Here is a 14,978-nt window from a genome sequence, read left to right on the forward strand (position 1 = left end):
GGCGAGCGTCATGTCAGTCGTACTACCAGTGCTCGACGCGGCGCCGCAGCCTGACACCTCCGCGGCCGGTCCCGTCGCGGCGGTACCCGAACAGGTGCGGGTGGCGATCCATGTTGGTACGTGGTTCGTCGAAACCTCGTTGGTGGCCCATGCACCGTTGACCGTTGTGATGGAGGGTCTCACCAGATTTCTCGCCACCACGTTGGCCGACGAGGGTCTCGAGGTCCAGTTCAACCCGACTGGCGTGTATTCGCTTGCCCCCGAAGGGGGAATGCCTTATGCCAGATCTCAGACCCTGGCTGAACTGGGCGTGCTTGACGGTGACCGGTTGATCCTGCGCGAGATCCACTCGACCGAAGTCTTCAAACCGCTGATCGAGGACGGTCCGGACGCGCTCGCCGAATTCAACGCCGTGCGGTTCCCGTCCTTCACACCGGCGACCGCACGGTCACTCGCGTTGACGGCGCTGGTGGCATTCGGACTGCTGCTGGCAGTGCTGACAATGCTGTCCTGGTGGTCCGCCTCGGACGTGTACTGGTGGCTTGCCCCGGCGGTGGTGCCGGCCGTGCTGGCGGTTGCCGGCTCTGTGATCGCGAAGCGGCGCAGCGCGGCGCTGTCGTATGCGCTCGGAATTGCGGCACTGCCCTTGGCCTTTGCGGCCGGTTGGGTGGCCGTGCCCACGCTTGACGGGGTTGATGGCGCCTGGACTGCCGCGAACCCGACGGTGGCCGCGCTCGCCGCCGGCGTGGTTTCGCTCCTGGTGGCCCGGTTGACGGGCATCGGGATCATGATGCACACCGCGGCAGTCACGGGTGCGGGCATCGGCGCCGTGTCAGCCGCGGTGCTGACATTCACCGGGTTCGACGGCCGACAAGTCGGCACCGGTGCGGTCGTCGCCGGGATGGTGGTGATCGTCGGAGCGCCGGCATTGTCATTGCTGCGGGCCAAGGTACGCCCGCCGAGCCTGCCGGTCCCCGGTGAGGACATCGACCGTGCCGAACTGGAAGAGGCCGCCCTTGAGGTGGAGGTGTTCGACGACGCGGACAATGTACGTTCGGTCGCGTTGTCCGATGACGAGGATCGCCAGTTGGAGCGTCGGTCCCGGGTCGCAAACAAGTATCTCACCGGATTGTTCGTCGCCGCGGTCGTCACCCTCGTGATCGGTGCGGTGGCAGCCCTCCGCCCCGGAACCCATTACTTCTACGGCGAATTGGCGCTCGCACTGTTGACGATTTTGATCATGCTCCTGCGCGGCCGGTCGCTGCCGGACCGTCTGCATGCCACGGTGTTCTTCATCGGCGCGTTCGCTCTGACCGCGGGCACGGCCGTCGTCGTCGTGGCCGGTGTGCACACACCCGGTGCGCAGTTGGGGGTTATCACCGTGGTGGCTGCGTCGGGGGTGCTGGCGTTACTGGCGGGCCTGTTGCTGCCCAGAGCCAAGATGTCGCCCATCACGCTACGGCGCATCGAACAGCTTGAGTTCGTTGCGATTCTCGCCGTCGCGCCGTTGGCGTTCTGGATCGTCGGTGCCTACGCGGCGCTGCGGAACGGGCTGTGGTGAAAGCCGTAGGTGGGCCCACGAGGTGGCGTCGGCTGGCCATCGCCACGGTGGTGGTCGCATGGACGATCGCGCCCGTGTTGCCCGCGCATGCGGTTACGCCACCCCAGCCCGATCTTGCCGCGGCACCGCCCGACGGACCGCCAGGGCCCGAAGTGCCGATGCGCCAGAACAGCGGATGCATCGTCGGGGGAGTGCTACCGAACTCCGATCTCGACAAGTCGCCTCCTCCGGCCACCACTCTCCAGTTTGACGAGATCCACAAGTTCTCCACCGGCGCCGGAGTGATGGTGGCGGTCATCGACACCGGGGTGCGGCCCCAGCCGCGGCTGCGCGCGATGGTGCCTGGAGGCGACTATGTCGACGCCGCCGGTGACGGTTTCACCGATTGCGAAGGCCACGGCACCGCCGTCGCCGGGCTCATCGGCGCCTCACCATCACCCGATGACGGGTTCGTCGGAATCGCGCCGGGCTCCCAGATCCTGTCGATCCGGCAGACGTCTCAGGCGTTCACTCCGCAATCCATCGGCGCAAACCCGAACGATCCCAATCAAACTCGTGCGGCAGGCGATATCCGATCGTTGGCACGTGCCATTGTGCATGCAGCGAATCTCGGCGCGAAGGTGATCAACATCAGCGTCGTGACATGTCTGAAGGCCAACGAGATGATCGACCAGTCCACGCTCGGCGGCGCGCTGCGGTACGCCGTCGACGTCAAAGACGCACTCGTCGTCACCGCAGCAGGCAACGTGGGCAGCCTCGAAGCCGGTCGAGCACACACCAATTGCACAAGCAACCCCATGACGGATCCGGCCAGACCGCAAGACAGTCGCAATTGGGGCTCGGTGACATCCGTGTCCACTCCGTCATGGTTCGATGAACTTGTCTTGTCGGTCGGGTTCGTTTCCCCCGACGGCATCCGGAGCCCGAACTCGATGGCCGGTCCATGGGTCGACGTCGCCGCGCCGGGATCGGGTGTCGTCTCGCTGAGCAACGGCGACCCGAACCAGGTGATCAACGGCATGGCAAGCGAGAACGGCGGTTTGGTGCCGATCGCCGGAACGTCGTTCGCCGCGGCGTTCGTATCGGGCACCGCCGCGTTATTGCGGTCTCGCTTCCCGCAGATGTCGGCGCGCCAAATCGCCGCACGCATCATCACCACCGCGCACGCGCCTGCACGCGGAACCGACAACGTCGTCGGACGCGGGATGATCGACCCGCTGGCGGCGTTGACTCACGACGTGCCTGTTGCTGACGAACCTGAGATCACCGTGACCGCGGCCGAGCTTACGATCCCCGCCGCACTGCCGCCGCCCGACACCCGGCCGAAAATCGTGGCGGCGGTTGTTTCGGCGGCCATCGCACTGATCGCGTTGTGTGCGTGGTTGATCACGATCGCCGCGCGCGCCAGTTCTGACGGTAAGCCGTGAAGAGTTCCCACCGAAATCGGATGCGACCAGGCTCTGCACTGGTCCTGGTCCTGACCCTGTGTACCGTCGTGCCGCTTGTGGCGGGGCGACAGTTGTCGCCGTTGCTCGGCGGGGCGATCGTGGCCGCGGCCTCGCTGATGCTGTTCGCGCGGATCGATCGCCGCACTCTGGTGCCGGACTGGGTGTTGGTCATCGCGGCGCATCTGCGGCGGCGCCGCCGTCCCATCGGTCGGTTGCCTGCTGCCGCCGATGTCACAGTGTTGGCCGGCAAGGCCGGGATCCGTTGGCAAGGCGAAACCTTGGTCGCCGCGGTCGAGGTCGCACCCGCGTTGGCGTTGACCCGCGAGGGCGACGACGAACCGACGACAAGCAATGTGTTGCCGCTCGACATGGTGGTGGGTTTTACGCAGCAGTACGGGCTGGACCTCAACATCGACGTCGTGTCCGCCGGCGAGCATGTCCCAGTGGGTTCGGCGTACCGAACCGTGTACTCCCAGTTCGTGGGATCGCGCCCGTTCGTCGCACAGCGTCGAACCTGGCTTGTGCTGCGCCTCAACGCTGTTGACAATCTCGACGGCATCGCGGCGCGTGGTCCATCTCGTCGGTCTGCGCCGCGGGCGCTGGCCACGGCCGCGTATCGGGTCGTGCAGAGATTGGGGGAGCAGCGCATTCGTGCGCATGCGTTGTCCGGCGCTGAACTCGACAACCTGTCCGACGTGCTCTTGAACGGGGTCGCAATGGACGGTTGTGACGAACGATGGTCGACGATCCGCACGGACGCCACCTACGTGACGACGTACGTCGCGGATCCCACCGAGATCAGCACCATACAGCTGCATCGGTGGTGGGCGTGGCGAACCGAACACACCACGGTGACAATCAGGATCACGTCCGGTCCACGCATCGGAGCGCTCGTCCGCTACGCCACGCTCGGCAACGTCCAGCGCCCGCCGACCGGGGTCTTGACGGCGCCTGCCGGAGTCCAGGGTCCGCTGCTGCAGGCTGCACTGCCCGGCGGCGATGTCAGTTTGGCTGCCGACATCCCCAGTGCGACGTATGGCGAAGCGCTCAGAGACATCCAGGTGCCCATCGGTCCCGCCGGGCAGATTCTCGGCCACGACGACGGGGCGATGGTGGCCGTGTCGCTGTGCGACCACAGCGGACGCCCGGAACGGTTGCGGGTCGATGCCGGAGTCGATTTGCTGTTTGCCCATCAACTCGTGCTCCGTGCCGTCGTCACCGGGTCCGTGGTGGGGTTACACGCTGCCGACCGAACCCGCTGGGACACGTTGGTCGCGTCCGTCAACGACCCGCGCCGCCTGTTCTTCGCTACCGCGGGTGCGCGGGACTGCGACATCGCGGTGTTCGACGCGACCCCGGTGACCACCGTGCCTGCGCGAACCGTGCTGACACTGTCCGACGGTCAGCTGAGTCCGAACACCGTCGCCGATCTGGTGCTGACACAGCGCGACCGGTCGAAGGTGACGGTCGCGGTCAGACACCGGCCTCCGGTGGAGGTGACCGTCGTCCGCACCAGAGAGGAAGACAGGTATCTCGGCATCGACGATCGAACTGCACAACCACGCCGTGTGGTGAGAACCGACCCCGTCCTCACCCGATCCCCGCGCCGGCGAGAAGCCGAGGACGTCCCGCGCAAAGCGGCCAGCGTGGGTGTCGCGCACAGCAACAGCGAACCGAGGTACCCGGCCGCAGGCCGATCGTTCCGATTCGCCGAGCCCCGCCGGACCGTCCGCGGCCAGCCGGCTCAACCGGCGGCGAGTGCGCCGCGCCGTCGTCCGAAGCTGCCCCCGACGCCGCCATCGTCGTTGGGGTAGGCCGGCCGGAAAGGCAAACGATAGCCGTGGCGATCCAGTTGGCTAAGCCGTCCACCGCGATATGATGGAAGTGCATTCCGTGCCGCAAACCGCTGAACAGCCTGTCAAGGCCGGGCAGAAACTTAGACTAGCGAAGACCGCCTCGAATTCTTCGATCAAGAAGAGCATCGTGGTATGCCGAAGGCAGAGTCAACCCAGGGAAGGATACGAGTGACGGGTCCACATGAGCTGGAGCTGGTGCGCGTCGAGACGAGCGACGAGGCGCCGTTCGAGCCTCCGCATCCGGCCACCCAGTACTTCTCGCAGCGTCTTCAGGAGCTCTCGCAGAATCTCAATGTCCGCAGGCTCGATGGATCGGGCCGGGTGCGCAAGCTGACGCCGCTGCGGCTGCAGAAGCTGCTCAAAGAGCAAGCCCCCGACTTGCCGGTGTCTCAGACGCAGATCTATCGGTATTACCACGGCGAATCGGCGCCGCGGCTCGACGTCGTCTACGAGTTGGCGGCGCTGCTCGGGGTTTCACCGCGCGAATTCCTTCCGCCGGACACCTCGGAATAACCGACGTCAACGCGTCCCGGGCTGATAACTGGTCAACGGTATGCGTGCTTCCACGGTCCACCGCGAGCGGTGCCGCCCGGCGATCACCGAGCCGCCGAGCAGCTCGGCGCGTTGCTTCATCCCTGAGATGCCGCGACCGCCGACCGGGTCGGGATTTGTGACCGCAGGTGAACGGTGGCATTCGTTGCCGATCGATACGACGATCGAGCTGGACGATATCTCAAGGAGCATGTCGGCTTTCGCCTGCGGTGCATGCTTGACCACGTTCGCCAGTGCCTCTTGGCAGATTCGGTAGACCGCTAATCCGGTACTCGGTGACACATGGTCGGTGGACCCGATGATCTGATAGTCCAGAGACAAGCCTGCCACCTCGAAGTCGTGGATGAGGTCGACCACGTCGTCGATACTCGGCTCGGACGTCGGGCTCGTAGGCCCGGTCTCCAGCAATCCAATGGTGCGTCTGATATCGGTCATCGCGGAACGACCGATCCGCTCGGCGTCAACCAAGGCACTTATCACCTCGGACATATCCCCCTGCTGCTGCAATCCTCGACGCGCCGCAGTCAGGTGAAGCAGGGTGATGCTCATCGAATGTGCAACCACATCATGGATTTCCCGCGCGATCCGGCGGCGCTCCTCGCTTGTCGCGTGCTCGCGCACGCTGTCTTTGGCCTGTTGCTCAACGGCCAACAGCCGCTGCTGTGTCTTGAGCATGTGGTGGATCAGCAGGGAGATCACCATCAACACCAGAAAGATCACCACGCCGTCGATGCGATCGGTGAGCTGTGCACCGATCAGCACGGCGGAATACCCCAACGCGATGATGGCAGTTGCGAGGGTCGACAGTTGAACGGCTATCGCGCCCAACGCAAACGCCGGGATCAGCGGCGCGATGTCAAACGACACCGGATGCGTCCAGACGAACACCGCGGTCGAAAGCAGCGTCGTCGCCGCGAGGGGAAAGCCCGTCATGACTTTGCCCGTCGCGAGGAACACGATGCTTGGCGCGAAAACCAGCAGCCCGGCCACGACCATCCAGCCCCACGGCTGACCACCACGTTGGACGATGGCTGTCGTCGCCACGACCCACAGTCCTAAGTGCCAGGCGATGCCGATCGCCCAGGGAAAACCCAGCGGGCTGATTTCGCCGGCGAAGCGTCGGCGGAAGAATTCCGCGATCGCCCGGATGACGACCTGGAAGGACCGCACGCCAACGCCGACCAGGCCGGCCTCGCTTCTGGACTGACTCATCGGCCCTCGCGGTTCACTTTGACGGCGAAGAGCCGCTTGGGCGATAGGTTTCGTCATGGCCGACAGCGCTGACTATGCCGTGTTCGTATGCGTATACGATTGCCGCTGGCCGATCCCGCAGATCCAGTTTGGCGAAGATGCGACGGACGTGGGTCTTGACGGTGGTATCCGAAATCCCCAGTGTCTCGGCGATCTCACCGTTCGTCAGGCCGCGTGCGAGCAATATCAGGACACCGTGCTCACGCTCGGTCAGTTCACTCGGCTGTGGTTCGACGGAGAGCCGTGCCGGTGCGCGGCGAATAGTCTCCAGCACACTGCCTGTGACCGCGGAGTCCAGATAGGACTCGCCGCGCGCGACGGTACGCACGGCCCGAATAAGACCTTCGGCCGGAGAGTGTTTGAGTACGAACCCCCGGGCGCCGGCCCGAAGCACCGCAGACACCAACTCGTCGTCGTCGTACGTGGTGAGCGCCAGCACCGGCGGCCCGCCGGTTTCGGTGAGCAGGCGGGTCGCTTCGATACCGCTGACGTGACGCATCCGCACATCCATGACGACCACGTCCGGACGGCACTGAGCCACCGCGGCCAGCACTTCGCCGCCGTCGCCTGCCTCACCCACTATGACGAAGCCTTCCTCGCGCCGGAGCACGCGCCGTAGCCCCAACCGGACCAACTCCTGATCGTCGACCAGCAGCACCGAGATCGCCGACTCGTCGGCACTATGATCTGCCAGGGAAGTCATGGGACTCCGAATCGTCTGTGGATAGCGGAATCTGGTCCGGTACGGCCCAGCGTGATTCTAGTTATCCGGTGACAAGCTTCGCCGTCCATGAGGCGGCACAGCGCGCTTCCCCCCGGTGCGCAACGACACACATTTGATTGAGCGATAGCGCGATCGTATCGGTACAGACCGGTATCGGGGTCGGTAACCAACGAGTAGTGACGCGCATGGCGCGATCTGCGGGGTCATGTCCCATGTCCGCCCGTGGTAGTACACACAGTTCGGTCCGCGGGACGACGCGCAGGTCGTGGGTGGATCCATAGTGTTGTCCCATGCCGCCGCTCGCGAAACCGGCTCAATCAGAACTGCTGCTCGAGAGCGCAGTTCTCGGAACTGCCCGTGCCGGCCACTTGAGACTGTTTCGCCAAATGCTTCTACCTACCGCCTCGACGATGAGCCGATCTGCCCGCACAAGTAGCAGTCAATGAACTGATAGGAGCAGGAGCACGATGTCGCTGACCGTACATAAGGTTGACCGCCTCCCGACAACCGATCTCGGGCCGACAGTTCCACCTCCGGCCTGGTGTCTTCCCGGTGCTCAGCCCCATTGGGATGTGATCGAGTCCGGGAAGGGCAGCGGCGTGCTCTGCACGTGGACGCGGTACTTTCCCGAACCACACAACCCGACGAATGCGTTGTGCTGGATCACGGCCGAGGATCGCATCGTCGGCGGCCGCGTCATCCGGACTGCGCCGTGGATCGCTACCGACGAGCACGAGCTGCTGACGGCCGAGGATGCCCGCAGGCTGGCAGCGGCTTTGCTCAATGCCACGGATGTCTTGGACGGTACGACCGACTGAGCGGCGCCGCCGCCACGAAATTCGTCGAAATCAACGTGACGCGGGGCCCGGATCCGGGTCCTGGGCGACCTAAAATCTGTTGCACACAGCAATTTTGCCGGCGGACGCGGCAAGAAGACCGGGCCGCGCCGGAAGGCGGGAGATCGGGTGGGTCCTGAACAGGAGGCACGATCCTCGCTCCGAATGACGCTGGCATTCTGGAGCGCGGCGGATCGCCGCAGTGTCGCAGAAGCGCCGCAATGGATGTACAGCGGCACTTTGGAGGCGCCGATCCGTGCGGCGGACATGCCGGCGGCAGTGCAGGACAAGCTGCGAGCCCGCAATCTCAAAGTCCCTGCCGAGGCGCAGTATTGGGGCCCCGGCCCGCGTTACTGGCGGTTATGGGCGCCGCTGCGTGACGCACGGTGGATCATCGTGTGGGCCGGCGCAGCGGTGACACTTGCCGGAATCATGCTGGTATGTCGGAGTTCCGGCGAGGACCTGCTTGGTATCGCTCCGTACGCGGGCTGGGCGGCCGTGTTGTGTTCGGCGCTTGCCGGCTCCTCCCTCGGTGGGTGGCTCTGGACCCGCTGCGACCCTTTGCGCCTCAGTACCGGAGAGCTCATGGCGATTGCCGGTGCGCGCCGGCGGTTGACGTGGAGTCCCCTGGCGGGGTCCGGCAAAGTGTCCACCGGGGGCGGATATGTGTTGACCGGTGCGCAGCTCGTTGCGGCGATCGAGCGCGCCCCAGCCTGGTCACTGTCTTCGATCCACGCGCATCGCGGCAGATTCGACGGGGGGGAGGAGCTGTATCAGATCGCTTGTGCAGCAAAGCGATTAGACGATCTCGAACAACGCGTGGAGTCCGGGTCGAGCGTCGATGTGAACGAGCGGGATCAGCTGACCACAGCCCTATTTCGCCGTCTGGTCGTGCTCAAACAATGCGTACTGACTCTGCGGAACTTGACTGACCATCGGCCCCACGTACGCCGAACGGCCGACCCGGGCGCGTTCGTCGCTGTCGTAGAGAACGAACTGGCCGCCGTGACGTTGGAGAACGTCACCCGAGATCTGGCCGCCCACGCCGGAACCCGTCTCATGGCCGACATCCAGAACACGCGATGAGTCAATCGGGATCACCTGTGGAGGCCGCAATCGCGACATTATCGGCGGAACTCGGTCCGAGTCACCCGGCCATGCTGGGACTGCGGATCGCACTCGAGACACGCGACGTCCACGGCATCGATTCGGACGCCGCGCAAGCTCGTTGGACGCAACTCTATGAGGAGTGCCTCCATACGTTGGGCAGTACCCACGCCACCACTCTCGACACCGGCTACGCCCTCGCCCGACTGCGTGCGGTCAATGGTGACTTCGCGGGAGCGCTGGCACTCGCCGATGGCATCACGGCCATTCGCGTCCGCATCTCCGGCGCCGGCGCCGCCGAGGTGATACTCAACCGCACCGAGATGGCGTATTGGCGCGGTTTGTCGGGTGATACCAGAACTGCTGCAACCGAACTCGATACACTTTTACCCGCTCTACACCGCGTCCTCGGTGCCGATCACACGGCAACCGTCTCCGCCGCATTCAACCGGGCGCTCTGGGAGGACTGGTCGGAGGACGCAATCCAGGCGCTCGCCACCTGGGAATCGATCGAGACGACCGTAACGCGTCTGTTCGGCGATGATCATCCCAGCACCGCACAGGCACGGCTAGCCGTCGCATTCTGGAAGGGCCGTCCCGAGTGCCGGGCCGTAGGCGGGCAACCATCTCTGACCAACGGGGACACGGCATGACCGGTTGCTCATCGGGTGAAATGATGCGTGTCGTCTGCCTCGGGGACAGCATCACCCGCGATCGCCTCAAACCCGACCACGTCTGCCTGCTGCAGAACCGCGCAGGCACCCAGGTGACCTATACCCGCATGGGCGCCGACGACGGCTTCGCGCACCACCTTGCTCGATACCTCGATGCGGTTGTCGCGCAGCAACCGGACATCATCACAGTGCTCGCCGGCACCGGCGACGGCAGAGCAGGTTTGAGCCCGACGACCGCGCGAACCATGCGACAACAGCACAATCTGCCCACCCTGCCGACGATCGACTGGTTCGCCGAGAATTTAGACGCCATCGTCACCAGGTTGGTCGGCGAGACGGGCGCGCGAATCGCCTTGCTGTCACTACCCGTACTGGGGCTGAATCTCGATGTGCCACCGGTCCTTCCGTTCGGCCGATACAGCCAGGTGATCAGGGAAACCGCGATCGCGCACGGCGTCAGCTATGTGCCTGTGTACGAGCGGCAAGTCCAACACATGATCGGCACCATCCACGCCAAGTGTGCCGGCCCGTCCGACCTGCACCGAGCACCCGAATGGTCGGCGAGAGCCGCATATCACACGAGTCACGGTGAGGCGATCATCGCCGGGCTGATCGAACACATCGTGACGACACATAGCCGAGGCCAATGGCTGGAGAAGCGTAGTTAGCGGACGGTGAAGGCCGCCTGCGGGTTCTTCAGGAGCAGCCTGCGGTAGTGCATGGTCGACTGCGGCCACGGATTGGTGACCCGTCCCGATTCAGTTTTGTACCAGCTGTTGCAGCCGGCCGGCCAGACGGTTTCAGCGACGGCCGTATCGAGCCACTCGCGGTAGTCCTTCATGGCGTCGGCACGCAGTTCTACTGCTCCTGGGAGCATTTCGAGGCATTTCATGATGTAGCGCACCTGGCACTCGATCATGAAGACGTTGGAGTTGTGTCCGAGGATCGTATTCGGTCCATGCACCAGAAAGAAGTTCGGGAAACCCTCCAGGGCGATGCCAAGGTACGCCTCCGCGCCGTCTTTCCAGACGTCAGACAGGCGCAGGCCGTCCTTCCCCCGGACGTCCATCGGCACGAGAAACTCGGTGGAGCGAAAGCCCGTGGCATAGACGATGGCATCGACCGTGCGTTCTGCGCCATCGGAGGTTTCCACGCCGGCTGGGGTTATCTGCGCGATCGGCTCGGTCACCAGTTCGACGTTCGGTCGAGACAACGCCGGATAGAAGGAGTTGTCGATGACGATCCGCTTGCAACCGATTGGATAATTCGGCGTGAGCTTCTTTCGCAGAGCAGGGTCGGCGATCTGACGGCGCAGGTTCCAGTTGGCGATCCACCTTGCGGGCCGGGCGGACCAACCACGAGTGATGATCGGCGACAGTGCGAGATCCGCTGCGAGGTAGACCAATGCGCGATACGCGTCCTGGGTACGCGGAAACCGTTTGAAAACTGTTCGGGTCAACGTGTCGAAATCGGCAGCGGGCTTGGGCAGCACCCAGTTCGGTGTGCGCTGGAATACGTGGACCCTGCGTGCGTCGGCAGCGACGTGGGACAGCAACTGCGCGGCACTCGAACCGGTGCCGATAACGGCGACCGCCCGTCCGGTGAGGTCCACTGTGTGGTCCCACCGTGCGGAGTGAAACGCCGGCCCCGCGAAGGTGGTCCGGCCTGGTATATCTGGAAGCTTGGGTCGGTGAAGTTGGCCCACGGCGGAGATTACAGCATCGGCTACGTACGTCTCACCGCTATCTGTGGTGACAGTCCAGGTACGGTCCGTGTCGTCGAATTCCGCGGCGATGACCATGGTTCCGGTCCGTAGATGCCGTCGTATGTCGAACTTCTCGGACACCCCGATCAGATAGTCGAGAATCTCGGGCTGGGCTGGATAGCGCGACGTCGCACTGCGGTACTTCTCGAACGAGAACGAGTACAGATGGGACGGCACGTCACAGCCACAGCCGGGATACGTGTTGTCACGCCATATCCCACCGACTTCGTGTTCCTTTTCCAAGACGACGAAGGAGTCGATCTTGTTGCGCTTGAGGGCGGCGGCCATACCCAACCCGCCGAAACCCGCGCCGACGATCACGACACTCACACGCGACGTTTTCATGGAGTCCTCCTGGATATATCACCGGAGCCCAACCTCGCCGCGCACGGTGCGACAACAGTCCGGAAGGTTGTGGTGACAACGAAGGTTCAATGTGTGTGTCACTGAACCCAAGAACACATTAGTGCTCCGAACAACAAAGCGCACCAACGTATTTCAAGATCCACTGCGATTCATCCCAGATGCCTCGCTGCCTCATTCCGAAGGAGGACTCGCCTACTCCTTGGGGATGACTAGTCAACCAGCCCACGGAATGACGCGCGCCGATCGGGACAGCCCATAGGGTGGCCAGGGATGGGCCGCCGCACTGGTGGGTCTCGACTTGCTCTGTGCCACTTGCGACCGGCACGACGCCCTGCGTCACCCGGTCGGCCACCGTGGCCCACCGCCGAGAGAGGTTCCGCTATGACGCTTCTCGGTCCCGAGGTGCCCGGCACTGGCGGAAAGGCGGCTCCACTGCAGCAGCCCGAGTCCACCACTGCCGCTCTTCGCCAAGTCCTCTTCGGTGTTCGCCACTCCAGGTACAAGCGGATAGTTGATTCGGTATTGACGCTGCGTGAGGACGTCGAACGCGAGCGCACCGACGCCGAGAATGCCGCGTCTCGCACGAGTCTGCTGCGGCGCGCGATTACTGCCCTCGCTGGGTCGTCAGCGGTGTTGGCGTCTGATCCTTGGCTGCGTGCCGAGCTGTGCTCGGCAGTGGCAGTCGCCGCACCGCGCTTCCTGCATCTGCTCAGTGGCCACATGTCCCTGACGACCGCCGGTGTGCGTCTGCTCGGTACCGGTGCCGCATATCAACGGGATCTGCTCGACAAACTGGATACCGGAGCAGCTCTCGGTGAGTTCGCGCATACCGAGCTCGGCGACAGCGGCAGCCCCGACGTACGAACGTTGGCGATCCTCGATCGGGCCACTCGCCGGATACGGCTGGTCACACCGGACTTGGCGGCATTGAAGGTCATACCAAGCGGAACTCGCGATGACGCGGTCCCGCGGGTCGCGGTCGTGACCGCCCGGCTGGTCGTCGACGGACACGACGAGGGAGTGTTCGGTTTCCTCCTGGAGTCATCCACGCGGGAAGGCCTTGTCAATGGTGTCGATATGGCCGCCTTGCCGAGTAAGACCGGCGCCGGAATCGACTGTGGCCTGATTGCCCTTGACATCGAGATACCTCCCGAAGCCATGTTGGCGAGTGACTGGGCAACCTTCGACGGGGTCGGGGACTTGGCGTGTGCACTGAGCCCGGCGCAGCGATCCCGTCGTACGATCTCGGCTCTGTCGGACGGGCGCGTGGATCTGCCGAACGCGGCCGTGGCGACCGCGCGGGCAGCGTTGGCGATGCTTGTGCACAGAACACGGCGTCGGGAGTCGGATGGTGAAATCCGGATGTTGGAACGGGATCTTGTGTCAGCAGCCGCGACGGTCTATGCGACGTCCGCATTCGGTGTTGTCGTCGCTGAACAAACGACCGCCGACGCCGATCCGGGCAGCCCACGAGACCTGTGGGCCATGCTGGCAACACCTTTGTTGCTGTACAACTCCTTCGATGTGCTGAAGATGTGTAGGCGGCAGTCGGTCGCGTTCGGGGCGCTACGCAACAGCTACCTCACCGACTGGATCAGCAACTGCGAGGGAACCATCACGGCCGGCGGTGCGAACGAGAATATGTGGGTAACCGCAGGAGGTTTCGTGCGGCGCGTGGCACAGGGTGGCTCACCGTCCGGGATGGACATCACCCAACTGAGGATTCCCGGTGTGCCTGATGAACGCCAGTGGTGGCACGAGATGTTGGCCGAGCGTGTGGAGATCCTGGCCGTCGACGTCCGGGAAGGAGTCGTCGGGCATACAGTCGGACCAGCTTCAGTGGCATACGACCTGGCGGCGGCGACTGCGGAGCATCTCGCCGCCGATTGTCTCCTTGCCGCGGCACAGCGGCTTGTCGATCAGACCGCCCGCGACCTGGTGATCGACCTGGCTGCGGTGTGGACACTGGAACGTATTGCCGCACAGAGCCTGTGGTACTCACAGCACGGATTGATGAATGGTCCGCAGGCGATTCTGGTCGATCAAGAACTCACCCGGCGTTGCCGGGCCCTGGCCGGTGATCTGTCCATCTTGACGTCGGCGTTCGACCTCTCGGTCCTGTCCGCTCGGTTGCTCGCAGACGACGAGGTGGACCGCTGGCTGCGCGACGCCGGCTGGTCGGATCGGTTCACCCCGAACGGTCCAGACGGCCGCCGGTAGCGGTAGTACGTCGGCTGTTATCCAAGCGTGGCTCTGCTGGTGCGGGTCATGCTGCGGATCTGGCGGGCAGCGACGGACAGTGTGGCCAGGTCATACTGCCGGGATTCGGATATCTCGGTCAGTGTGCGGCGGGCACGCGCCACCCGGGAGCTGTTGGTCAACTTCCACTCGGCGATTTTCTCTTCGCCGGTTTCCTCGGGTTCGCCGACGGCGAGCACGTCGAAGCACAGGGCGCGCAGTGAGCCGTAGATATCGTCGCGAATGGCCAGGCGTGACAATGAATGCCACCGATCAGTGCGGGAGAGGCGCGATACCGCGGTGAGCAGTCCATCGGTACCCAGGGTGTCCATGAGCGCGAAGTAGGTGTCGGCGACCTCGCCGGGTTCACAGTCCGCGATATCGGCAATATCGATGACGTCCAGCAGGCTGAAACGGTATAGCCCGGAGGCGATCAGGTGGGCCAGCTCATGTGAAACTCCATCTGATGTCAGCTCAGCGGTTTTGGTTTCGACGATGGCTTTGTCGTCGCCGCGTAGCCATTCGGACATGCGTGGGGTGAGGGTGGTGACGGTGGCGGCGAAGCGGTTGATTTCGGCGCCGACGGCTAGGGGTTGGGGG

The 14,978-nt window shown here is 64.3% G+C and carries 12 protein-coding genes and 1 pseudogene; 9 read left to right on the top strand and 4 right to left on the bottom strand.

The window, feature by feature from the left end; translation table 11 throughout:
* Window positions 1-10 precede the first annotated feature (10 nt).
* The 4 genes from eccD (at window position 11) to ACRCUN_RS23580 (ending at window position 5,378) form a co-directional block, all read left to right on the top strand.
* Window positions 11-1,561 carry a type VII secretion integral membrane protein EccD gene (gene eccD / locus ACRCUN_RS23565; RefSeq protein WP_462144037.1) on the top strand — a complete coding sequence of 517 codons (1,551 nt, stop codon included), beginning with the start codon at window positions 11-13 and terminating at the stop codon, window positions 1,559-1,561.
* Window positions 1,555-2,988, top strand: a complete 1,434-nt coding sequence (mycP, locus tag ACRCUN_RS23570; RefSeq protein ID WP_462144038.1) for a type VII secretion-associated serine protease mycosin — start codon at window positions 1,555-1,557, stop codon at window positions 2,986-2,988. Before eccD ends, mycP begins: the two co-directional genes overlap by 7 nt.
* A gap of 20 nt (window positions 2,989-3,008) precedes the next feature.
* Window positions 3,009-4,823, top strand: coding sequence for a type VII secretion protein EccE (gene eccE / locus ACRCUN_RS23575; RefSeq protein WP_462144039.1), 1,815 nt, complete (start codon window positions 3,009-3,011; stop codon window positions 4,821-4,823).
* Window positions 4,824-5,033: 210 nt separating this feature from the next.
* Window positions 5,034-5,378 carry a helix-turn-helix domain-containing protein gene (locus ACRCUN_RS23580; RefSeq protein WP_462144040.1) on the top strand — a complete coding sequence of 115 codons (345 nt, stop codon included), beginning with the start codon at window positions 5,034-5,036 and terminating at the stop codon, window positions 5,376-5,378.
* A 6-nt stretch (window positions 5,379-5,384) separates the two neighbouring features.
* On the opposite strand, the gene ACRCUN_RS23585 is transcribed toward ACRCUN_RS23580, so the two are convergent.
* Window positions 5,385-6,629, bottom strand: coding sequence for a sensor histidine kinase (locus ACRCUN_RS23585; protein WP_462144041.1), 1,245 nt, complete (start codon window positions 6,627-6,629; stop codon window positions 5,385-5,387).
* A gap of 13 nt (window positions 6,630-6,642) precedes the next feature.
* Complete coding sequence (locus ACRCUN_RS23590) at window positions 6,643-7,371, bottom strand: response regulator (protein WP_462144042.1); 729 nt, start codon at window positions 7,369-7,371, stop codon at window positions 6,643-6,645.
* 593 nt (window positions 7,372-7,964) lie between these two features.
* Between ACRCUN_RS23590 and ACRCUN_RS23595 the strand changes: the two genes are divergently transcribed.
* The 4 genes from ACRCUN_RS23595 to ACRCUN_RS23610 all read left to right on the top strand — a co-directional run bounded on the left by ACRCUN_RS23595 (window position 7,965) and on the right by ACRCUN_RS23610 (window position 10,677).
* Window positions 7,965-8,210, top strand: a complete 246-nt coding sequence (locus ACRCUN_RS23595) for a hypothetical protein (protein WP_462144043.1) — start codon at window positions 7,965-7,967, stop codon at window positions 8,208-8,210.
* Window positions 8,211-8,393: 183 nt separating this feature from the next.
* Window positions 8,394-9,314 carry a hypothetical protein gene (locus ACRCUN_RS23600; protein WP_462144044.1) on the top strand — a complete coding sequence of 307 codons (921 nt, stop codon included), beginning with the start codon at window positions 8,394-8,396 and terminating at the stop codon, window positions 9,312-9,314.
* Between the two features lie 71 nt (window positions 9,315-9,385).
* Window positions 9,386-9,988 (top strand): tetratricopeptide repeat-containing protein, encoded by a 603-nt coding sequence (locus ACRCUN_RS23605; RefSeq protein ID WP_462144045.1) that lies wholly within the window; start codon window positions 9,386-9,388, stop codon window positions 9,986-9,988.
* Entirely contained in the window at window positions 9,985-10,677 is a 693-nt protein-coding gene (locus tag ACRCUN_RS23610) for an SGNH/GDSL hydrolase family protein (protein WP_462144046.1), read from the top strand. Before ACRCUN_RS23605 ends, ACRCUN_RS23610 begins: the two co-directional genes overlap by 4 nt.
* Here the strand turns inward: ACRCUN_RS23610 and ACRCUN_RS23615 are convergent.
* Complete coding sequence (locus ACRCUN_RS23615) at window positions 10,674-12,119, bottom strand: flavin-containing monooxygenase (RefSeq protein ID WP_462144047.1); 1,446 nt, start codon at window positions 12,117-12,119, stop codon at window positions 10,674-10,676. The two genes, ACRCUN_RS23610 and ACRCUN_RS23615, sit on opposite strands and share 4 nt — an antisense overlap.
* Before the next feature lie 402 nt (window positions 12,120-12,521).
* Here ACRCUN_RS23615 and ACRCUN_RS23620 point away from each other — a divergent pair, with 402 nt between their 5' ends.
* On the top strand, window positions 12,522-14,360 hold the full coding sequence (locus ACRCUN_RS23620; RefSeq protein ID WP_462144048.1) for an acyl-CoA dehydrogenase family protein: 1,839 nt from the start codon (window positions 12,522-12,524) through the stop codon (window positions 14,358-14,360).
* A gap of 17 nt (window positions 14,361-14,377) precedes the next feature.
* On the opposite strand, the pseudogene ACRCUN_RS23625 reads toward ACRCUN_RS23620, so the two are convergent.
* Window positions 14,378-14,978: pseudogene (locus ACRCUN_RS23625) on the bottom strand (NAD-glutamate dehydrogenase); the annotation flags it as partial.

The sequence above is a fragment of the Mycobacterium venezuelense genome (genome assembly GCF_054919535.1).

What these genes read in the sequence shown, in the direction of transcription:
- eccD (WP_462144037.1), top strand. Translation starts at nt 11, where the DNA reads ATGTCAGTCGTACTACCAGTGCTCGACGCGGCGCCGCAGCCTGACACC.
- eccE (WP_462144039.1), top strand. Translation starts at nt 3,009, where the DNA reads ATGCGACCAGGCTCTGCACTGGTCCTGGTCCTGACCCTGTGTACCGTC.
- ACRCUN_RS23585 (WP_462144041.1), bottom strand. Translation starts at nt 6,629, where the DNA reads ATGAGTCAGTCCAGAAGCGAGGCCGGCCTGGTCGGCGTTGGCGTGCGG.
- ACRCUN_RS23590 (WP_462144042.1), bottom strand. Translation starts at nt 7,371, where the DNA reads ATGACTTCCCTGGCAGATCATAGTGCCGACGAGTCGGCGATCTCGGTG.
- ACRCUN_RS23600 (WP_462144044.1), top strand. Translation starts at nt 8,394, where the DNA reads ATGACGCTGGCATTCTGGAGCGCGGCGGATCGCCGCAGTGTCGCAGAA.
- ACRCUN_RS23605 (WP_462144045.1), top strand. Translation starts at nt 9,386, where the DNA reads ATGCTGGGACTGCGGATCGCACTCGAGACACGCGACGTCCACGGCATC.
- ACRCUN_RS23610 (WP_462144046.1), top strand. Translation starts at nt 9,985, where the DNA reads ATGACCGGTTGCTCATCGGGTGAAATGATGCGTGTCGTCTGCCTCGGG.
- ACRCUN_RS23615 (WP_462144047.1), bottom strand. Translation starts at nt 12,119, where the DNA reads ATGAAAACGTCGCGTGTGAGTGTCGTGATCGTCGGCGCGGGTTTCGGC.
- ACRCUN_RS23620 (WP_462144048.1), top strand. Translation starts at nt 12,522, where the DNA reads ATGACGCTTCTCGGTCCCGAGGTGCCCGGCACTGGCGGAAAGGCGGCT.